Annotated in this window: 12 protein-coding genes and 2 riboswitches; of the genes, 9 read left to right on the top strand and 3 right to left on the bottom strand. The window is 33.9% G+C overall.

Annotated elements, in window-relative coordinates:
- Positions 1 to 74: 74 nt before the first annotated feature.
- The 3 genes from RCJ93_RS03620 (at position 75) to RCJ93_RS03610 (ending at position 10,292) form a co-directional block, all read left to right on the top strand.
- On the top strand, positions 75 to 317 hold the full coding sequence (locus tag RCJ93_RS03620; protein WP_446738424.1) for a hypothetical protein: 243 nt from the start codon (positions 75 to 77) through the stop codon (positions 315 to 317).
- A gap of 2,140 nt (positions 318 to 2,457) precedes the next feature.
- Positions 2,458 to 3,777 carry a hypothetical protein gene (locus RCJ93_RS03615; protein WP_446738423.1) on the top strand — a complete coding sequence of 440 codons (1,320 nt, stop codon included), beginning with the start codon at positions 2,458 to 2,460 and terminating at the stop codon, positions 3,775 to 3,777.
- A 443-nt stretch (positions 3,778 to 4,220) separates the two neighbouring features.
- Positions 4,221 to 10,292 (top strand): DNRLRE domain-containing protein, encoded by a 6,072-nt coding sequence (locus tag RCJ93_RS03610; RefSeq protein ID WP_446738422.1) that lies wholly within the window; start codon positions 4,221 to 4,223, stop codon positions 10,290 to 10,292.
- A gap of 231 nt (positions 10,293 to 10,523) precedes the next feature.
- On the opposite strand, the gene RCJ93_RS03605 is transcribed toward RCJ93_RS03610, so the two are convergent.
- Complete coding sequence (locus RCJ93_RS03605) at positions 10,524 to 10,880, bottom strand: DUF2019 domain-containing protein (protein ID WP_446738421.1); 357 nt, start codon at positions 10,878 to 10,880, stop codon at positions 10,524 to 10,526.
- 504 nt (positions 10,881 to 11,384) lie between these two features.
- On the opposite strand from RCJ93_RS03605, the gene RCJ93_RS03600 reads away from it, so the two are divergent.
- The gene (locus RCJ93_RS03600) at positions 11,385 to 13,913 is read left to right on the top strand and encodes an RHS repeat domain-containing protein (RefSeq protein WP_446738420.1); all 2,529 of its coding nucleotides are present in this window, start codon (positions 11,385 to 11,387) and stop codon (positions 13,911 to 13,913) included.
- A gap of 896 nt (positions 13,914 to 14,809) precedes the next feature.
- Here the strand turns inward: RCJ93_RS03600 and RCJ93_RS03595 are convergent.
- The gene (locus RCJ93_RS03595) at positions 14,810 to 15,463 is read right to left on the bottom strand and encodes a DUF4352 domain-containing protein (protein ID WP_446738419.1); all 654 of its coding nucleotides are present in this window, start codon (positions 15,461 to 15,463) and stop codon (positions 14,810 to 14,812) included.
- A 109-nt stretch (positions 15,464 to 15,572) separates the two neighbouring features.
- A complete protein-coding gene (locus RCJ93_RS03590; protein ID WP_446738951.1) occupies positions 15,573 to 16,955 on the bottom strand; it encodes an alkaline phosphatase in 1,383 nt (460 codons plus the stop codon).
- 344 nt (positions 16,956 to 17,299) lie between these two features.
- Here RCJ93_RS03590 and RCJ93_RS03585 point away from each other — a divergent pair, with 344 nt between their 5' ends.
- From RCJ93_RS03585 to RCJ93_RS03565, 5 genes are all read left to right on the top strand, one after another.
- On the top strand, positions 17,300 to 18,625 hold the full coding sequence (locus RCJ93_RS03585; protein ID WP_446738418.1) for a PA2928 family protein: 1,326 nt from the start codon (positions 17,300 to 17,302) through the stop codon (positions 18,623 to 18,625).
- A gap of 632 nt (positions 18,626 to 19,257) precedes the next feature.
- Positions 19,258 to 19,358, top strand: a riboswitch (SAM riboswitch).
- Between the two features lie 143 nt (positions 19,359 to 19,501).
- Positions 19,502 to 19,604, top strand: a riboswitch (SAM riboswitch).
- A 96-nt stretch (positions 19,605 to 19,700) separates the two neighbouring features.
- On the top strand, positions 19,701 to 20,732 hold the full coding sequence (locus tag RCJ93_RS03580) for a methionine ABC transporter ATP-binding protein (protein WP_150284414.1): 1,032 nt from the start codon (positions 19,701 to 19,703) through the stop codon (positions 20,730 to 20,732).
- A complete protein-coding gene (locus tag RCJ93_RS03575; protein WP_066787149.1) occupies positions 20,722 to 21,372 on the top strand; it encodes a methionine ABC transporter permease in 651 nt (216 codons plus the stop codon). The genes RCJ93_RS03580 and RCJ93_RS03575 overlap by 11 nt, the downstream gene beginning before the upstream one ends.
- Before the next feature lie 18 nt (positions 21,373 to 21,390).
- Positions 21,391 to 22,233, top strand: a complete 843-nt coding sequence (locus tag RCJ93_RS03570) for a MetQ/NlpA family ABC transporter substrate-binding protein (RefSeq protein WP_147193461.1) — start codon at positions 21,391 to 21,393, stop codon at positions 22,231 to 22,233.
- A 45-nt stretch (positions 22,234 to 22,278) separates the two neighbouring features.
- Positions 22,279 to 23,481 carry a M20 family metallopeptidase gene (locus tag RCJ93_RS03565; RefSeq protein ID WP_446738417.1) on the top strand — a complete coding sequence of 401 codons (1,203 nt, stop codon included), beginning with the start codon at positions 22,279 to 22,281 and terminating at the stop codon, positions 23,479 to 23,481.
- The last annotated feature ends 74 nt before the right edge of the window (positions 23,482 to 23,555 follow it).

Here is a 23,555-nt window from a genome sequence, read left to right as displayed (position 1 = left end):
ATTCTATTGAAAAATGAAATTCAAGTAAATGTCTTTACTACCCATGGTGAGACATTCTGAATGATATATTTATAATGGTTAAACTAGATAATTTCTTTAATGTTGAAAAAGGTGACATTAGCGTGGAATCTATTTTCCAAGCTAATCCAGACCCGTTAATTATTCCTGATTTACGAGAAACCCAATTCGTTTCGCTGGATACTATTATCACAACGAGACAAAGAATTATTACTTACAGCCGAGACTATGAAGAGGCGATTTTACTGAAAATCAAGTTTTTCTGCCTTTATTACCAAGAAGAACATAATCTGGAATGAAGCAATACCTATAATGAACAAAGTATATAATAAGTGAAAAAAGAAGAAAGTAAAAACACGAAAAAAATGGTGGTGGTAATTTATGCATGATAACCCTATATGGAGTATACTTTTTCTTTTATTACCAATTTTCACCATCTGGTTTGCAACCCGTAAGAAAACAAAGGAACAATTTTTTTATGACCCAGAATGGGAACCGTTTCGAAAGATAACTCCTTTTTCGACAAAATTTAACTTTTATTTATGGACTAACTTTCTATTTTGGGGATCCATATTTCTCATAATTGTGTTGATAATTAAAATTTTGTATGACGCATCAATTCTTGATTAAGATATTCTTTCAATATTACAATATTTTTATAGATTCTTGAAAGACAATTGGGATAATTCTTATACAGAGCTGGACTAAGTTATGCTATCAGAATTGCAAATGAACACTACCAAAATATGGTTATATAAAAAATAAAAGGATTCTAAATTGTTAACTATGAAAAGGAATATGATATTTATGTTAATTAATTATAATTAACTTGGTTTACTCTATTATTTTAAAAGATATATATAGACCTTAATCTCTTAGGGGATTAAGGTCTTTTAAGTTAAAGAAGGAAAAGAAGATGCTAAAAATACAATTGTATTGGCATTTCATTATTCTTGTCTCTAGTGCAAATAATAGTTCAATTATGTATTACAAAAGATAGAAATAAATTCATAGAGACTCGTCAAGCAAAATTCGTTAGTAAGTCTTTAACAATTCAGAAAAGTTTGATTTATTTGTTTTTCTAATTGAGCGAGGCGTCATAATGTAAAAATCACAATACAAGCTCACTACAAGTAGTGAGCTTTATATTTCTTATAGCTGCAACCTTGCCATCTGGTTGTATACGAAGTTTTTAATGTACTATCATTCTTAGAAGAGTTTGACCTTGAAGTATCGATGGGTCAAAATAAAACAGAGTGATTTAAAAAGTTTGTAACATATCCCGTCATTTTATACGGTTGTTAATAGCTGCTTTGTAAAGATGGCTAATTCTCCATTTGCTGATCCATAGCAAATGGAGAATTGTTATTAGTAACTCTTTTTTTGGTTTAATGTATATTTCATTAAAGAATGATTTAGTAGATGTAGTATCAAATATAGTGTTAGATCCTAGAAATAAGTAATTAGGGAATAGGAAGAGGGGGAATTCTTGAATAATGCTTGATTTAGAATTTTTTTTATAAGGATTATTTGCTTTAGTTTTTTTGATATCCAGTATCTATATTAGTTCTCAAGAAAAATCTATTCTTTGGAAAATTATTAAATATGTTTCTATTTTCTTTTTGCTAGGCACACTTGGTATGTTGATTGGAGGATTATATGAAATTATTATTAATGGATATCGTCCTTAATAGTAATTAAAAACAAAGAAAAAAACATAAAAATTTATCGTAAATTTCTTGATAAGTAGGATGGTGAGTTATAGTAAATGACTAGATAGTGATATTTCTAGTTATTTTGCAAAGCTGGAGACTTATAATCAAGTATTGAATACAATAGGAGCCTTTGTTTATGCTTTATTTTTAATTTATTTGCTAGTAGTAATAGAATCAAGAGGATATAGAGTTATAAGGACTTCTAGCCAGTTTTCTGAGAAGATAGAAGATAAAATTCCAGTCTGATATAGGCTGGGTTTTTTGTTTGGTTTAAAATACCGAGACCTGAAATACCTAAAGATGATTTAATTTACTCCTCCTTTTCGAGGATTTATAACTACTGAGCGATTTACAACCGTCTGGCAAGTTTACTGCAAAAGGGAACAATATTTAAGTGTAATTCGTAACGTCTTTACGACCCTTCTCTATTTGTTGATTGGTGGGTAACTTATTCCTATTAAGTAGTTGTAGAGTACGGCACGGTAGGGACATTTAATAAAGAGCCCATGAGGATGGTCTGTGTCAGGGAACAATATTTATTCCTGTACCAAGCAGATGCTATTCAATCTGTTCTACAAAGCATCTTGTTAAGTGACTTTTAAAAAATGGGTTGGTTGGAACTTTATAGAATATAAGTATTTATGGACAGATACCTTCTATGATAAAATGGTAGAAATATAATCTGTGAATCAAATCAGTTCGTATAATGGGAGGAGACTTTAACATGAAGAGTAAGGTTATTCAGTGGGTTGTTGCTTCTGCGCTTCTGGGCTCTGCACTTACCGCCGTGCCAACATTTGAGGCAAAAGCAGCAACAAATATCTCGGCATCTGTATCTAAAGCCGTGAAAAAAGCAAAAGTTGCACAAGATACTTATATCAATTCGCCAAGAGTAGTGTCAGGATCAGATGTTAACATTAGGTTTATGATAGGGATGAATTATTATAAGGCAACCAAAAAACTTGTAGAAAAAGACAAGAGCAAGAATAAAGAAAAGTATGTGAAAGATCTGAAGAAAGCACATTTATATCTATTGCATGCTAAGAATTATATAAAAGCGTTAAAATACGGCAAACATATGAATGCGCTAGGTTCAAACTTTAATGGGATTTTACGTATTGAGACGAGTGTTTATGAAAAAAAAGCAAGGAAAAAAATTCGCGATGGTTATGCGGATTTTGGAAAAGAAATGGCACATGCTGAACGAGAGATACGACAGCTCGTTTATGGCAGTAATGCTGAAGAGTTAGTGGTTGATGAATATCTTTCCTTGCCAAAAGAAGTGCAGCCATTAACGAGAGCATATTATCTTTCAATGAAAGCGGAAAAAGATATAGCTAATGGCAATCTGGCATCCGCACAGTCTCGCCTAGCAGATGCAAAGGCAGAGCTTTTGCGCAATAAAGGAAAAGAAGAGACAGTGTCTAAGGATACACGCGTAGCAGCAACAGAAAAGTTGCTTGAGGTGAATAAAACTTTAGAAGGTGCACAACATCCAGCGATACAAAAAATTCGAGCAGTGAATCCTACATTGATTGAAGTCAGTTTTAGTGCACCGATGGATAAAGAGACTGTGAATCATTCTGTTTCCATAGACAATATCACAGTAGAGAACACGTCGAGTTATGTGCTGTCAAAAGATAGAAAAACACTACAAGTGCGTGTACCGCAATTGAAAGTAGACCAAAACTATACCATACGTGTTAAAAACGTAAAGTCAGCTGTAGGCAAAGCTGTGCCAAATGGTGAAATAGAAATCCTATTCAATGATACGGAACCGCCAGGTCCAATGAAATTTAAAACAACAAAAGATGCCGCAACAGAAATGGCAACTGTTGAACTTACATTCACTGAAGATGTAATTGCGACTGAAGAAAATTTCCTTGTTGATGGTATGGTGCCTTCTAAAGTAATAGTGGATAAAAATAATGTCACCATCATAGCTCAGTTGAATAAAAATACCGCAGGACACACTTTAGAAATAAAGGAAATAGAAGATTTATCAGGTAACACATCGAGTTCTCAATGGTCGTTACATCCTTAACAACTTTGTGAGGTCTTCGCGTTGAATAATAGTCTTTAGTGCAAAGTTCTGAAGCCATTCTCGTTGTGTAGAACAGATAGTGACTGAAATAGAAAAAACATAGTAAAGGAACCTTTTTATCTATCTTCGATAGATGAAAAGGCTTTTTTATTGAGCAAAATATCACATGGAGGGAGTTTACCGCCGTTTAGAGAAATTTATATCCACCAAGTCAAATGTACTAGACTGATACTTATTAGTTACTGTATTTGAGTTTGTTCTTTAAATATACAAATTGTACTACTTCCTAATGACATCTAAAAAAATATGTATTAATTTCAAACTAATGGTTAAAAATTTAACATTTTATACTGTTTTTTTACAATATATATATATTTATTAATAAATTTAATATATGATGGTTTTTTGTTATTTGTAACATAAATATTCCATGGAGGTAACAAATGAATAAAAAATTTATTAAATCAGTTTCTGTTTTTACTATTCTTGCAATGTTAGTAAGCTTTATTCCTCAATTTGCAATCGATGCATTTGCTCAAAGCAATAGTGAACCTTCTACTGATTCAGAAGAAACAAAAGGAACTGAAGCGACTGATAAGTTGGACACATCAGCTTTCAGAGAGATTAAAAAAGAAAGAACAGAAACCACTAAGACGTTCAAAGACAATAACGGAAATTATTATAAGGAAATATATTCAGATCCAATTCATAAGAAAGATGCAACTGGCTATGAAGACATTTCTGAGAATCTAACTTCTACAGGAACGGGCTATGTATCTACTGAAAAGACATCATTAGAATCTATGTTTCCTCAATCAATAAAAAGTGATTCGACAATTGAGTATAAAAAAGGCGATCATTCTCTAGAATTTACATTAAACTCCGCTTTAAAAGATGGTGAATCCATTGCTCCTACACTCAAAACGAAAAATATCACTGAAGAAAATAAAAGTACTTATGAAGACATCTATCCTCAAATTGATTTACGCCACATTACATTTAATGAAGAAGTAAAAGAAGATTGGATTGTCAAGAAATATACAGGTATTCACCAATTTAAATATACAATTCAAACGGATTTAATTGCGAAATTAGAATCCGATGGTTCCATATCATTTAAAGAGAATGCGAACAATGTAGACGCCATCTTTACTCTTCCTCGTCCTATGATGATGGATTCTAATATAGATGAAGCTAAAGGGGAAGGGGTTTACTCAGACAAAGTTCATTACGAACTTACGAAACAAAAAGATAATACTTATGAGTTAACTTTAAATGCAAATGAAGATTGGTTAGCTTCTTCTAAAAGGGTTTATCCAGTTTATATCGATCCATCCGTCAGCACTAAAATGACCGCTACTGCGCTAGGGGATACGTATGTAACAAGTAAATATCCTACGGCGAATTTCAATAAAACGTGGGATCCTACACAGGGTGAATATGTTTTACAAACAGGTTATTATGATGCAACATCTGGTACTAACTATGCTTTTATTAAATTCGACATAAATGATTTAAAAGGTGCTACTATTGATCAAGCACAATTAAGTACGTATGTTACACACGCTTATTATGCAAGTGAAAAGAACGGACTCTGGGTTGATGCTGTCAATGATATTTGGCATACTGCTGATTTGACTTGGAATAACAAACCATCTTCTACAAAGATTACAAGTGTAAATGTAGGACGAGATGAATGGGCAAATTTTAATGTTACTGGCACAGTACAATCATGGATGTCTGGAGAAACACGTAACAACGGGTTTAAATTACACACGAATGGTCACGGAAAAACATATTGGAAGAAAATTAGCGCTGAAGAAAATGCAAACAAACCAAAAATCACTGTTTCCTATCATTATGAAGACAGTCCAAAACCAACTGTTACGGCAACGGCTTATAATGATGGTTCAAATAATGGCTATACAAATGTGAAATGGCCATCTGTTTATGGAGCTAAAGGCTATAAATTGTTGTTATATGATGGAGCAAAGTACGAAGAAGTCTATTCAGGGACAGCTAACAGTTGGACTTCAAAAGGCAAAAAAATATTCCCTAAAAGTCCTTATAAAACAACTACTACGTTTACAGCAGAAGGGGCTGGCGTAGAGTTTCCTGATGATCCATCTGGCTTTTTTGCTGCAAAGGGAACAGCTAATTATAAAGAGTATAAGTTCCGTGTTGTCGCAGTCTATCCAACAGGAGACGGTCCACAGTCGGAGTTTGCTAAAAAGGTGATACCCCTTGCTTCAAATGCACCAGAGAGACCAATTGTAACTGGTTATCAATATCCTGAAACTGATAATGAAAATGCCGGACGCGGTTGGCTTGATATTAAATGGAAGCCAGTTGCAAATGCAACGGGTTATAAAATTTTAATTTGGAATGGAACAAAATATGATGAATTTACAGTAGGGAAAGATATCACTTCTATTAGCACAAAAGGGAAAAAGATCTGGCCTACTGACGCTGAGATTGCAGCAGGTAAAAGTACACTTCATCAAACTGCTTTAGATAAAACGACTAGTAGTGGTACAGGTGCTGAGCTACCAATGTATCCAGGTCTAACATATGGTAATACATCGAAACGTTACAGCATTCGAATCATTGCCACTTCTCCAGCTGGTGATTCTGAACGTTCAGATATAAATTATGGTTATATACCTTTGTATGCTCCTAAAAATGTGACAATTGCTTCAAATGACGATGATTTAACTGAAAATAAAACAAGTTTATCAGTGAAGTGGGATAAAGTAGAGAATGCTAAATATTATGAAGTGAATGTGACAGGGACTAAATCCGGTGTCATAGAAACTTCCCAAGTTAAAAGTGCGACAACTTATACCACCAAAAAGATGTTTAATTTAAATGATAAAAATAAGGTTACCGTAAAAGCTTATTTTTATGATGATAAGGAAGCTCCTGCTGACGAAGAAGATAATCCTCTAATGGATGGCATACAACGAGGAATAAGCCCTGATTCTTCTGAAGTGACGGCCAATCTAGATTTACGAGAAGACCTATTGGGTTTAGAAAATTATTTTACGTATGATGAAAACCAATTTGGTAATGCGACGGCAAATGTCAATGTAACAACCGGGAATATGGCGTTGCAATTTACAGATGAGTCACTCTATACACGCAGTGATTTAGGATATGACTTCACACGTACGTATAACTCTCGCTCAACTAAAGAATCTGCCTTAGGAATAGGGTGGACTTTTGACGGAAATGAGACATTGACCGCTTTAAAGAATGGAGACATATCTTACACAGATGAAGATGGAACAGTCCATCTATTTATAAAAAAAGATGATGGATATGAATCACCAGCAGGTCTTTATGAAACTTTAAAAAGCGTAGACGGTACAGTTTATACCATGGCGGATAAAAATCAATTCGTGAAAACGTTCAAATTAGGGGATAATTCAGCGCAATATTTCATTGCATCATATAAAGATGAATACGGCAATAAAATTGATTTCACAAGGAATAGTCAAAACCAATTACTTGAGGTCTCAGAAGCAAAAGGAATTGAAAAACAAGAGAAGATTCATCTTTCTTACAATGAAAACGGAAAAGTGAGTAAAATAGCTTTTGCAGATCATTGGACAAAATTTGAATATGATGGAGAATTACTTACCAGTACTCAAATTGGCAGTAATAGCCCTAACACTAAAACTATATCGGAAGTATTTGCGTATGACAAAAATGGACAGCTGAAGTCATATACTGATGGTAAAGGCCAGACGAAGGAATTTTCCTATGTAGGAAATGAACTAACAATCTACGATAAACTTTCAGCAAATACGAGAACTGCTTCAAATACGTATCAATATGAGAAAAAGAAAAATACATCCATAATTATAGTTGATGGCGATATAAATTCAATGTTTGTATGGGATGAAGCATCTTATGTAGTCAAAAAAGTAACAGAGTCTTCTGAAGAAGATTCTGCAATCCCAACATCTTATACTTTTGATGACAACTATAATATTTTAACAGTAACAAATCCAGATGGTTCAACAGTAAATAATGAATACAAAAAAGAAAATGGAAATCTTCTAAGCTCTACTTCTTCAGAGGGCACTGAAACCTATGAATATAATGTTCAAAACAACAAAGTAGAAAAAATAATTGCCACAAATGGGGAAATAACGAACAATAATTTTGAGGGTCCTTATTTAAAATCTACTACGGTGAATGATGAAACTACTCATTATGACTATGACGAGTTTGGTCGCATGACAAAAATGACATTTCCAAATGGAACATATTCGCAGACAGTATTTGAGGATAACGAGCGCAAAGTGACACTGATAGAAGGTAAAATGGATAATAATAAAACTACATCCATTACGTATACCGTTTATGGTCAAAAACAAGCTGAAACAGATGCAGTAGGGAACACTAAATTCTATACCTATGACCCTCTCTATCCTGATACCATTACATCTATAACATCTATTGTGGATGGAAAAGAATATACTACGAAATATGAATATGATGCTAATAATAATTTACACATCTTGACAGACGCATTAGGACGTACTAAGAAATATGAGTATGATAAAAATGATCAAGTAACAATGGTAGAAATGCCAAAAATGAAATTTCAATATCACTATGACACAAATGGTGAAATGGATGAATCTATTCTCCCTTCAGGTCTTAAAACAGTATTTAGCTACTCTGATGGACTAGTTGAGACTGTCCAAATAAAAACATCGACAGATGAAATCTTATCATCGACTGCCTATCAGTATGATGAAAACGGCAATACAAGTAAAATTACGCTAGATGGAAAAGAATTAAAAACATTCGACTATACAGCTGAAACAAGTTTACTTAAGCAATATACAGTAGGTTCATTTACACAAGGGTATAACTACAATGATTCGGAGAATCCTGAACGTGAAACACAACGTAAAACACTCTACGGTAAAGAAGGATTTTCCATTACAGAAGATTTTTCTTTTAAAGAAAAAAGTGATGATCTTGATCATGTAAGAGTTGGATATGGTGAAAAACCGGTCCATGATTATCAATTTGAACAAAAGACAGCAGAAAATCTAGCAACTGTTACAATTAATAATGATTTGCTGAAACAAGAAGCACAATTTAATACTTCTAACTTATTATCTTCTTTAACTTATACAACAAAAACACAAAAACCGTTTGAAATTACTTATGATTATAAGAAAAACGGCAATATTTCGAAAGAAACAATTCAAGGTCAAACAACAGCGTATGAATACGATAGAAATAATCAATTAGCAGAAGAATTATTCGATAATGGTCAAGTCAATTCATATCACTACGATGAAGTAGGCAATCGTAAAGAAGTTACTATAAACGGGAATACTGATACATTCGAATATAACGAAGCTAACCAAATTAAAACAAAAAATGGTGTATCTTATCAATATGATACGGATGGTAATTTAACACAGGATGAGAATTACGTGTATATTTACAATCCAGCTCAACAATTAACGAAAGTCCAAACATTTACAGGTAAAGTAGTGGCAACATATACCTATGATGAAAATGGGCTACGTTTAACAAAAACGGTTGGCGATACAACCCATGAATACTTTTATAACGATGAAGTTTTAAACATGGAAGTTGTTAAAACAAATGGAAAGACGCAATATCGTTATTATGAATGGAATGGCTATACACCCCTTGGTATGATAGTTAAAGAGGATGGAGAAGAAAAGGCTTATCAGTTTATTACCAACCAGCGCGGCGATGTATTAAGCATCCGAGATGAACAAGATCTAGAAGTAGGTTCTTATCAGTATGATGCATATGGGAATGTTTTGTCGGTTGAGGGAGATATGGCTAAGAAAAACTCAATTCGTTATGCAGGATACTATTATGACGACGAGACAAAAAATTATTATTTACACGTAAGATATTACAATCCAGCGAACGGTGCTTTCTTAGCCCTCGATCCACATCCTGGGGACGATGATGAACCATTATCGCAAAATGGTTATACTTATGGGAATAATAGTCCTGTTATGTATGTAGATAATAATGGTAGATTTGCTGAAACTATTTTAGACGTATTTAGCGTAGGCTATAGTATATTTAAATTTGTCTCGAAGCCTTCTTGGGGAACATTTGGATACTTAGCTTGGGATACAGCGTCTGTCTTTATACCTGGATTACCCGGAAGTTATGTTGCTAAAGGAGCAAAATCTTTTAGTAGTTTAAAAAGATTTTTAGGGTCAGCTGGAAAAGGATATGCTTGGCATCATATTGTAGAGCAAAACCCTTCGAATATGAAGAAATTTGGTGCTGAAAATATTCATAATACATTAAACGTTATAAAGGTACCACATGGTAAGGGGAGTATACACTCAAAAATAAGTGCTCATTATTCTTCCAAACAAAGCTTTACTCATGGTAAAACAGTAAGGCAATGGTTACAAACAAAATCATATAAATACCAATATCAATATGGTGTGAAAATTCTTAAGAAGTATGGTGTGAAAATAAAATGACAATCCAGATGATAACAGTATAGAAAAAATCTATTAACCTTTATATTAAAGTTAGGACAAATAAAGGGGAAATACTTTAAACAGCTTTTCAAACTTTATTAAAACATAAAATTACCATAACTCTAGAATATTAAAGAAATGAAAGAGAATTTTGTCCTAAAATTTCACAAACTAAGGATACTATAAAAATTAAAAGGACCTTTAAAGGTCCTTTTAATTTTTATTATCTATTTATTTAAGATACTCTTTTAAATTTCCTTCGTCCCATTCGCTAAGTAACATTTCTACGGCAAAACCAAAAAGTTCAGGTTTATTCTCTAATTGTTTTAATACTTTTTTTGCTTTTCCCTCATTTATTGACAAGAAATGCGTTGCTGCACTGAGTTTAACATAATCATTTGGATGTTCAAGTAATTTTTCCAGTTCATTAATACCTTTTATTTTTACACTTTTTAGTTCTTTAAAGTTTTTGAAACATTTATCATATAACTTATTTGTTTTTTTTGGTTGCTCAACAATTTCATATGCAGAAATACCATAGTCAATAGCTGATTCAATACACTTTTCTACCAAGAGACTTATTTCCATAAGACACACTCCACATTTTACAATTTATTTAACTTTCATTTAAAGTGATACCTATTTTTCTATCTTTAAATTGATTACAGAAAAAACATTATTTTTAAATTAAACCTATAGATCATAATTATAGCTACTCCAATCAATATAGCATAGTTATTTGTTAATAAGAAGCATAACACTTTATGTTGCTCTCCCTATGGCAACCTACAACATGCTGCATTAGTGTACTATTAAAGTTTTACCATTTATAGTACTTTTGATGTTATTTATGAGAGATTAAGTAATTAAAAATATTAATATAAAAATACAAATACGACATTCCATTCATATGAATTGTCGATTAATAAACATTGAACATCCCATGAGCCCAGAGAGTCATTTACGTATGCAGGAAATGAACTAACAATTTACGATAAACTTTCAGTAAATGAAAGAACTGCTTTTACCACTTATCAATTTAATAAAAAAGATAATCAATCCACAATTAAGACGGATGGCGATATAAATTCAATGTTTGTATGGGATGAAGCATCATACGTAGTCAAAGAAGTAACAGAGCCTTCTGAGCAAGAGTCCGAAATACCAACATCTTATACTTTAGATGAAAACTATAATATTTTATCAGTAACAAATCCAGATGGTTCAACAGTAAATAATGAATACAACAAAGAAAATGGAAATCTTCTAAGCTCTTCTTCTTCAGAGGGCACTGAAACCTATGAATATAATGCTCAAAACAAAGTGGAAAAAATAATTGCCACAAATGGTGAAATCACGAACAATAATTATGAGGGTCCTTATTTAAAATCCTCTACGGTGAATGATGAAACTACTCATTATGACTATGATGAGTTTGGTCGCATGACAAAAACGACATATCCAAATGGAACATATTCGCAGACAGCATTTGAGGATAACGAGCGTAAAGTGACAATGATAGAGGGTAAAATGGATGATAATAAAACTACATCCATTACGTATACCGTTTATGGTCAAAAACAAGCTGAAACAGACGCAGTAGGGAACACTACATCCTATACCTATGACCCTCTCTATCCTGATACCATAACATCTATAACATCTATTGTGGATGGAAAAGAAAATACGACGACATACGAATATGATGCTAATAATAATTTACACATCCTAACAGACGCATTAGGACGTAATAAGGTGTATGAGTATGATAAAAATGATCAATTAACAATGGTAGAAATGCCAACAATGACATTCAAATATCACTATGACACAAATGGGGAATTGGATGAATCGATTCTACCTTCAGGGCTTAAAACTTTATATAGCTACACTGATGGTCTGGTTGATACTATTCAAATAAAGTCATCAGATGAAATCTTAACATCGACAGCCTATAAGTACGATGATAACGGCAATACAAGTAAAATTATGCTAGATGACAAAGAAATAAAATCATTTAGCTATACACCTGCAAACTTACTTGAGAAATATACCTTAGGTTCATTTACACGTATATATAAATACGAGGATGAAAAACACCCAGAACGGGAAACACAACGCCAAACATCTTATAATAACGTAAGCATCACTGAAGATACTACTTTCAAAGAAGATAGTGAAGATATTGATCATGTGAAATACAGAGTTGGTGAAAAAACAATACATGATTATCAATTTGATCATAATACTACTGAAAATCAAGCTACCACTACTCTTAACAATGATTTACTTAAACAAGAAGTTAAATTCAATAGCGTCAACTTATTAACATCATTAACATATACAACAAAAGCACAACAGCCATTTGAAATTACCTATGATTATACAAATAACGGCAATATTTCAAAAGAAAATATTCAAGGGGATACTGTAACCTATGAATATGATGGCAATAATCAATTAAAAGCAGAAATATTCGATAATGGTCACGTTAATTCATATAAGTATGATGAAGTAGGTAACCGTAAAGAGGCTACTGTAAATGGGCAGACTAATACATTTGAATATAACGATGCTAACCAAATCAAAACAAAAAATAGTGTATCTTATCAATATGATATGGATGGTAATTTAACACAGGATGAGAATTATGTTTATACTTACAATCCAGCCCAACAATTGACGAAGGTCCAAACTCTTACAGGTAAAGTGGTGGCAACATATTCCTATGATGAAAATGGGCTACGTTTAACCAAAACAGTTGGAGATACAACACATGAATACTTTTACAATAATGAAGTATTAAACATGGAAGTCGTTAATACAAATGGAAAGACGCAATATCGTTATTATGAGTGGAATGGCTATACGCCACTTGGAATGATTGTTAAAGAGGATGGAGAAGAAAAAGCTTATCAGTTTATTACCAACCATCGCGGCGATGTCTTAAGTATTCATGATGAACAAGATCAAGAAGTGGGTTCTTATCAGTATGATGCGTATGGGAATGTGTTATCAATAAAAGGCGATATAGCAAAAGAAAATCCTCTTCGATATGCGGGATACTATTTTGATGTTGAAACAAAGAATTATTACTTACAGGCACGATATTATAATCCAGCAAACGGCGCTTTCGTTGCCTTGGATCCACATCCTGGTGATGAAGACGAGCCCTTATCACAGAACGGTTATACTTATGCAAATAACAATCCAGTTGCTAATATTGATTACAATGGTGCATGGAGTTTACCAACAAGAGTAATTAAGACTGTAATTGATTTAGCAGTTACGGCTATACCCGCTTTATGGGGAATAAATAGACTTATGAGTCTAAGAAAGATGACACCCGTTTATAGATTATGGAATGGAAATAAAATTAGAGTAACAACCACAGTTACAAATACTTTTACACGTCTCGGTCTAAGTTGGACTCTTGCAAGAGCTATTTCAGGCATGATTGCAAATTCTATATTAACTATATTTGATACCTCAGTAGGTGGAATAGCTGTTAAAGTACTAAAGAAATATTTTTTTAAAACTTATAAAAAGAAACAGAAAAAATATTTATATTGGGGACCAATAACTAAGGTTGAATATATAAATTTTAGTAAGCGTAAATAATGGATTGGAGACACATTTTATATGATTGAAACTTTGTATAAAGCTAGCTTTTTATTACTCTGGATTTATTTATTATGTCTATTTGTTGTTAATGTATTATTAAAGAAAAATGAGCCAATTTCTAATAAAAGTGCATATAGATGGATAAGCGTCTTGGTAGTCATTCTTATATTTATAATAATAATGACTATATTAAAAGGCTGAAGACCGTAAATACTATAGAATCCTTTTGATATATTATTAACCATTAGACAGTAGTAATCTATGCAGTGAAAACTTATTTCGCCGGTTCTGATAGAGTATTAGCATCTAAGTAGCGTTTTATTCCTAAGCACTCTCACAAAACCGTAAGAGTGAAATCCTAGCTCAATTCATATGAATTGTTAATTAATGAACATTGAACTTCCCATGAACCCAGAGAGTAAAATCTCTGGGTTTTCTTTTTGTAAGTCCACAAAAGTTAGATTTTGAAAAGGGGAGAAAATTTATAGGGATTAAGATGTTAGAAATTCGATTGTTCGCAAAATACCAATTTAACGAATAATCAATTGTAGTTTTAATTTTGCTTCATTTATATTATGTCTTCGCTTAAGTGTTGTCAAAGATGATTATTGTAAAATAATTCCGAAAGAAAATAAATTACCAACAGATATAAGTGTGCTTCAAGATACCTTTTCTAGAAAAACAATTTCAAAAAACGCAAAAATCTCTTTTCTAGTTTAGATGCCGGAGAGAACTAAGAAAACAATATCGAAATCTCCTTCGTTTCATTACATATTATTGTAAAAAAGCCAGCAAACAATATAGAATTGCTAGCTGGTTCGTATATCGAATATGTAAATGGCTAAAAGAGAATCACCTTATTTTTCCTTTTTTTGTCTTTCTGGCATAAACTCTTACTTTGGCAAAGTAAGTATAATTTTAGTGCCAGCTGCTACTTTTTGCTCTTTCTTATCAAAAATATCACTCGTTTGAAGGGTGAATTCCCTGGGGTTGCTACCATTTTCTAAAATATAACCAATATTACCTTTTTTCGTTTCATGCGGCTTGATTTCTCCTGTTAAATCGTCCAGGTATATATCATGTTCAAACGTCCACTTTTGTCCGGTATTAGCAGTCAGTGATCCAACAGGGGAGAAAAGTAAACTCTTATCGCTATTATTCGTGATTTCTACGAATGCTTTTACTACGCTAAATGTTTCATCTTGTGTTAAAACATGAAAATAATCCATCATGCTATACGTTGGTTCAAGATGAATTTTTTTTACATCACGAATGGTTAATGTGATGTCTCCAAGTTTATAGTTTTTTTGAGCTAGATTAAGACTCTCTAATTTTGCATATCCACGTTTGTCAGTTATATCATCCGCGGTTTTTAAAAGTGTACGATCGTCTGTTACTTGAGGATTAGGTTGATAAGTTTTTAGGTAATCCTTATTACTTGCAGCTTCAACATGTGTATCAGTTGAAGAGTTTGATTGGAATGAGCAGCCCGCAGTTAATGTGGCAAAGCAGAGACATATCAAGGTCATAGATAACAATTTTTTCAAAGAAAACCCTCCAACTTATGAAAAGAGGCGCCATTTAGACGCCTGCTTTCTCACAGATTTAATAGAAAATATACCTGTTTTGGGATGAAAAGATATTAAAAGCTGAGTATTATTTATCTTTAATCTTTGTTTTATTCTTTTTATTTTTCTCAATTAGATGAAAGATAATTTTCGCTTGATCTGTATTATCGATTTGGCCTGCAAATTTTGTTGATTCTGGACCAAATGCATAAACATTTACATCTTCTCCAGTATGCCCGCCAGTAGTCCAGCCTGTGTTTGAACGCTTATCGTAAATTTTTTCGATGGCATTATCGATATCTGTTACTTTACCTGTGTTGGCTTCTTTTACAGAATTGATTTCATCTTCCGTTAAAGACAAACCGCTATATTTCTTTAATGTACCTTCAACATCGGCTCCACCAGCAATTTGTGCTGCCATAAAATCAGGGGTTTTCTTTGCAGCTTTAATGGCTTCAGGGAACCAATTATAGTCATCATTTGCTGCTAACGAAAATCCGCCAGTAGAGTGATCGGCAGTTGCCACAACTAATGTGTTTTTGTCTTTTTTAGCGTAATTGATAGCAGCTTGAAATGCTTTTTCAAAATCCTTCATTTCACTCATAGCGCCAACGATGTCGTTGTCATGGCCTGCCCAATCAATTTGGCTTCCTTCAATCATTAAGAAGAAGCCGTCTTTATCTTTGCTGAGCTGTTTTATTGCTGAATTGGTCATATCTGCGAGAGAAGGGGTTTCGGCATTTCTATCAATCATCTTGTCCATACCGCCATCAGCAAATAATCCGAGTAATTGATTATTCTTATTCTTTTGTAATTCAGCTTTCGAGGTAACATAATTATAGCCATCTTTTTTAAATTCTTTTGTCAAATCACGATCTTCACGTACGAAATTAGATTTGCCTCCGCCGAGTAATACATCAATTTTATGTTTTCCTTTTACTAATTCATCAAAGTAATCATCTGCAATACCGTTCATATTCTTACGGCTTTCCTCATGTGATCCGAAAGCAGCGGGAGTAGCATGTGTAATTTCAGAAGTAGCAACTAAACCAGTTGCCTTACCCATTTCTTTTGCTGATTCGAGGACTGTTTTCACATCTTTCTTATTATTATCGACTGCTATTGCATTATTGTACGTTTTTACCCCTGCTGACATAGCCGTTGCTGCAGAAGCAGAGTCGGTTACATTTTGTAACGGATCTTCTGGGTAAGTCATTTGTTGACCAACTAAGTACCTGTCAAATGATGTTTGGTTTTTAAACTTTGAGTTTGAAGAATTTTTCAAATACCGGTACGCGGAAGTATATGAGTTCCCCATACCATCACCGATTAGGAAAATGACATTTTTAGGCGTTGTTTTCTTAGAAGTACTTTTTGCCTCTGCCTCTGACCCAGCAGTAGTAAAGCTGCTAAGTGCTAGAGTAGATACGGCTGCAATCGAGATTAGCTTTTTTGATAAGAATGATTTCATCAATAACATTTCCTCCTTTATTTGGTCTAACTATACTTTAATCAATTATTATTAAGCAGATATTGATAGAAAGATAAGATATTGTAAAGAAGGGGTATTTTGGTTAAAAAATTTTTGGGAGGGACTATTTTAATAGAGATCCAGCTTTTGTGCGAAAGTATGTTGAAAATAGCTGGCTTCAGGAAATATGCCAGCTATTTTTCTAGCTATAGGTGCTCTGCAACAACAGATGAGAGTTGGTAGAGGCTGGTGAGGCAAATCTTGGGTCATGTACATGTGAAAACTGTGAGAAATAGGAAGAGAATGATATAATTAAGTAAAATATTAATTAAAAGGATTGGAAAATGGATATAATAACAAATTTTTTTGAAAAGTGGCTAATACTACTAAACTTTAATACTAATATAATACATAATACGGCTCTAATCATACTCTACCTCCGTTTATTATATTTACCTATCAAGATGATTTATATAGTAGCGAAGAAGAGAAACGAAGAAACTGTGCCTTCTTCAATAATTAAGATTTTTAAAAAAATAATTATTGTACTGTTCTTTAATTTTCTACTCGGTTCGGCCTTACTCAAGTTCCTGCAGCCAAATTATCTAGCCAATTGGATGCCAACAGGTTGGCGGTCTGATTACATTCTGTTAACAGTGATTGCTGCCTTAGTTATCCTATTATTATTTATTTTTATACCTCGCCAAATTTATCAATTGAAGAAAAAAGAACAAACCTTAGGTAAAATGTTCTTCAAATTCAGCTCGTTTTTAATAACGGTGTTTTTCGTTTTTTCATGCTTGTTATGGGGTTTTAATGGACTTTTCGCACCTAAAAGAATCGAATTAGAATCACCTGTTGTACTATTCGATTTAAAAGGAAAGCCAATATCCGTCGTTAAAATAAGTAAAACTACTCCCAATGGAACAGAAAATGGAATAACCACCAACAGCAAAGGCTTCTTAATGAGTGCTATTGATCTTCATACTGGTAAAAAGCTGTGGAGTAGGATCTCTACTTGGCAAGAATACTTAATAGGAGAGACTAGTGAAGGCCTGTTGGTGTTAAATAATAAAAAGAAAACCCTTTATTTTATAGATCCCAAGACAGGGAAAAAGCAAGCAGATGAAAAAGACTTTCTGCATAAATTCCCTGTATTAGCAGATAATTTAAGCTACATGTATACTGACTATTCCATTAAAGGTCCAAATAAAGTCTATCTTTACGGCTTAGATGGTCGTTATTTTAAATTAAATTTAGCTACGAATGAGATAAAAGAAGATCCGAGTTATGCTGATAAAATACGTACTTTACCTGTAGGATGGGATGAACGTGTAGCTGGCGTTGAAAAGCGAAGCGATAAAATAAAAAAACTTTACCCCGAGCTAATGGGCGTAAGGCTAGTTGAAAGTAAACCTGTTGAAAAGCAGCTCATTGTTTATCAGAAAAAGCGAAACGATAATCGTCAGACCTTAGCCTTGCTTGATCTTACGAAAAGAGACTTGATTTGGGAGCAACTTTTAGATGCTCCACTTGAAAATGCCACCACTTCATTAGAAGTATTCGCTGACACAAAGTTTGTCTATGCTTGGACGGGGCGTTATCAATATAAAATCAACAAAGAGACAGGGAAAGTAGTTTATCAGTATGATTATAAGCTTGGAAAATAATTATTAAACGAAATTACTAAAGTCTCTTTCTTCTACTTTATTTACTATAAACATCTATAAAAGCCGATGAAATTCTACTTAGCTGTAAAATTTCATCGGCTTTTAAATTGGAAAGAGTATTTTTCCACTTTTATTTGTAAATTTCATATCCACTAGTAATCAAAAAAGAAAATAAACATAAACCTAAACAACCCAATGCAACACCCATAAAAATAAATGTTACTGTTAAATTTTTATTCATTGATCGGAAGAAATTAACTAAGAAAATGACTAAACAAATGATAAAGAAAGAAGTCCAATAAGGTAGCAATGTACGAGTAAGACCTAAAATAAGAAAATTAAGAAGAAATACAAAGCTTACAAGCAAAAAAAAAGTCAGTATTTTTTTCATAGAATTACTCCTTTGTAAAATGTGGGTAATAACATTTTAACAAAATTTTCTAAAATATATAGTGCTTATTAGATAAATAATCATTGAAAATAGATAAAAATAATAAATATATAAACCTCGTTAGTCTATATAAATAATAAAAGAAACAGCAATAAGAAAAATAAAAATCTTTTAAAATATTATTTTATATTGACAATTCAAAAATGACCATGTATAGTAAAAATCAATCAAATAATCATTTTTCTTATCCAGAGAAGCGGAGGGACTGGCCCTGTGAAGCTTCGGCAACGGACATATGCACCGTGCCAATTCCAGCAAGCGATTAAGCTTGGAAGATAAGAACACGTATTTGTACATATGAAGCCATATGTCTTTGTGTCCTTCTTCTTCCATGGAGAAGGATTTTTTTATGGCAAAATTAATTTGAAAGGGGGAATTAAAAACACAGTTTAGCAGATGTACCACATATACTTAATTAAATATTGCTCTTATCAAGAGAGGTGGAGGGACTGGCCCTTTGAAACCTCGGCAGCGGACATTTTTGCACCGTGCCAATTCCAGCAAGCGATTAAGCTTGGAAGATAAGAAGACGTTTCCGTACATATGAAGTCATATGTCTTACTGTCCTTCTTCTTCCATGGAGAAGGACTTTTTTGTTGAAAAAATCGGAAGGAGATTGAACGGATGATAGAATTCCAAAATGTTTCTAAAGTGTATAACAGCGGAGGAAAGGAGATACGAGCATTAAATTCGATTAATTTAAAAGTTAATAAAGGTGAAATATTTGGCGTAGTCGGCTTCAGTGGTGCAGGAAAAAGCTCCTTAATTCGTTGTGTAAATTCACTAGAAAAACCTACTTCCGGAAAAGTCATAGTAGACGGCCATGACTTAACAACCATTAGCAAAAAGCGAATTCGCGAAGTAAAGAAAAGCATTGGTATGGTATTTCAACACTTTAATTTGCTCAATTCCAAAACAGTATATGCAAATGTAGCCATGCCGCTTATTTTAAGTAAAGTTCCTAAGGATCAAATCAAACAAAGGGTTTCAGAATTACTTGAATTCGTTGGTTTAGGTGACAAAGCTCAAGTCTATCCTGATCAACTATCCGGCGGCCAGAAACAACGCGTAGGCATAGCGCGGGCTTTAGCAACACAGCCTTCAATTCTACTTTGTGATGAAGCGACCTCTGCTCTAGATCCACAGACAACGGGTTCCATATTGGAACTCTTGAAGAAGATTAACAAAGAGTATGGGATTACGATTTTAATGATCACGCATGAAATGGCTGTAATTCGAGAAATATGCGACAGAGTGGCTGTGATGGAAGCGGGGAAAGTGATCGAGGAAGGAACAGTATTTGATATCTTTTCCGCGCCGAAAACTAACACTGCTCAAAACTTTGTTAGTACCGTAATGCATGATCAAATTCCACCATCAATTCTCAATATGATGGAACGCAAGCAAGCACTAAATCATATTTTCCATATTACGTTTGTCGGCGAGTCTACAGGCAGTCCTTTTTTATCACAGTTATCTAAAATTCTCGATGTGGAAATCAATGTGCTATTCGGCAATATTACTGAACTGCAAGGTATTCCTTTTGGCAAACTGATTGTTGAAATCCAAGGAGCCGATACGGAAGTGAAACGAGCATTATCATATATGCAAGCTCAACAAATTCTTTACAAGGAAGTGGTAGCACATGCTAGTTAATTCTGAACAAATCATTGAAGCGCTCATTCAAACTATTCAAATGGTTGGTTTTTCATTTATCTTTTCCATCATTATCGGCCTTCCGCTAGGCATCCTGTTATTTGTCACTCGTAAAGGACAGATCATTGAGAACCTTCCAGTATTCACGGTTTTAAATGCAGTGATCAATGTTTTCCGATCTGTGCCCTTTATTATTTTGCTCGTAGCCATCATCCCAGTTACCCGGCTCATTGTCGGAACATCTATTGGAACATCTGCAGCTATTGTTCCACTAGTCTTCTACGCAGGCCCTTACATTGCTCGATTAGTTGAAAGCTCGCTACTAGAGGTTGATAAAGGTGTTTTAGAGGCGGCAGATGCTATGGGGGCTACTCCATTTCAGACAATTTTCAGGTTTTTACTGCCTGAGGCTCTTAGTTCACTTATTGTGAATTTTACCATCGCGACAATTGGTCTGATTGGCGCATCGGCTATGGCAGGAACCGTAGGCGGCGGTGGTATTGGCGACTTAGCCATAACGTTCGGCTATCAACGTTTTGATACGACCACCATGCTAATTACCGTAGCCATACTAATTGTTTTGGTTCAGGGGCTACAGTCATTTGGCAACATTTTATCGAAAAAAATAAGAAGAGGTTAATCTAAGGAGGAAATTAAAATGAAAAAATGTTTACTATCCATTCTTGTGCTGTCACTAGTTATTTTTACGGCAGCCTGTTCAAGCGAATCCAGCGGGAAGGAGGCAGATGGAAAATCAAAAACATATAAAATCGGCATTACGGGGACAGATACGCAAATTTGGGATTATGTAGCGAAAAAAGCAGCTAAAGAAGGAATCAAAATTAAGCTTGTATCTTTTAATGATTACGTACTTCCAAATACAGCGTTAGCAGATGGTGAGTTGGATGCCAATTCATTCCAAACTGTTGCTTATTTTGACCAATTTATTAAAGAACATAATCTTAAACTTGTTCCAATTGCTACAACATGTTTAGCACCAATGGCTGTTTACTCAAACAAATTGAAGGACATTAAAGATATCAAAAAAGGTGCAAAGATTGCTTTGCCAAATGATGTTTCAAATCAAGGGAGAGCCCTTTTATTACTACAGCAGGCTGGCCTTATAAAATTAGTAGATGGTTATGATGGCTTAGGTTCTATTAAAGATAGTGTTATTGAAAACCCTAAAAATATTGAGCTTATTCCTACTGCTCCTGCTCAAATACCGAGAGCATTAGAAGATGTGGATGCAGGCGTTATTAATAATGGTATTGCTCGAGATGCAAGCCTTAATCCAATCAAAGATTCAATTTTCCATGAGAGCGAGACAGCAATTGATTATCTGAACATTATCGCAGTGAATGACAAAGATAAAAACAACAAAACATTAAAACGAATTGCAGAGTTATACCAAGAGGAAGATACAGCGAAATTTATCAATAAAGAATATGGCGGCACACTGATCCCAACATTTGTACCATTGAAGAAAATAGGTTGGTAGAAAGATTGTTGCTAGAAGTTTAATAAAATATGAGGAGAATCTAATATGACACATGTACTTATACATTTAAGTGAGGCAATAACTACCAATGTTGATGTTAATCAAGGAAGGTATATTGAAACAAGCCACAAGATTCATAATAATCCAGAGATCGGAAATGAGGAATTTTTTGCTTCTGAAGAATTAACAAACCTTCTCCAAGAAGAAGGTTTTGCAGTAGAGAGGGATGTGGCTGGTCACAAAACAGCATTTGTTGCTCGCTATAAATCTACTAAACCAGGTCCATCAATTGCTTTTTTAGCTGAATATGATGCTCTTCCTGGAATCGGTCATGCATGTGGGCATAATATTATTGGAACCATGAGTGTTGCTGCTGCTATCAGTTTAAGCAAAGTGCTGGATGAAGTTGGTGGAGAAGCGGTTGTCTTTGGTACACCTGCTGAAGAGGGAGGACCAAATGGAAGCGCGAAAGGTAGCTTTGTGAAACACGGATTAGTAGAAGGAATCGATGCGGCAATGATGATTCATCCCCAAGGTGTAACCAATCTAACATCGCCTTCGCTTGCAGTAGATCCGCTCGATTTCGAGTTTATCGGAGCAGCGGCGCATGCAGCAGCAACCCCTGAAAAAGGTATCAATGCACTAGATGCTGTTATTCAATTGTTTAATGGCATTAATGCCCTACGCCAACATGTGACAAGTGATGTTCGTATTCACGGCATTATTACACATGGTGGAGATGCACCGAATATTGTGCCTGAATATGCAAAAGCTAGATTCTTCATTCGAGCAGCAACAAGAAAAGGTTTGAACGAAGTAACCAAACGTGTAAAAGCTATCGCTGAAGGAGCAGCACTCGCAACTGGGGCAAAACTTAATATAATTGCCTTCCAAAATGAAGTAGATAATCTGTTGCTTAATGATACATTCAATGAAGTGTTTAAAGACATAATAGAAGAGTTAGGGGAAAAGGTTGCTGGCGGACGTGATGGAATCGGCTCTACAGATGCAGGTAATATCAGCCAGGTAGTCCCTACTATACATCCATATATTAAAATTGGTCCAGATGATCTTGTACCTCACACGATTGAATTTAGAGAAGCTGCAAGATCTAAAAAGGGTGATGAAGCGTTAATTAAAGGTGCTAAAGCACTTGCTCTTACAGCATTACGCTTGATAACTGAACCTTACTTGTTAGATGCAATCAAAAAAGAATTTAACCAGAAAAAAGCAGACGAAGCAGAATAGAACTAAAAACCCCTCAGTAATTAGCTGAGGGGCTTTATTTTATCTAGATACAGAAAATTATTATTAAGGATGAT

Source organism: Rummeliibacillus sp. BSL5 (genome assembly GCF_052928305.1).
Note: the sequence above shows the minus strand (reverse complement) of the source record. Positions and strands in the feature narration are given on the sequence as shown.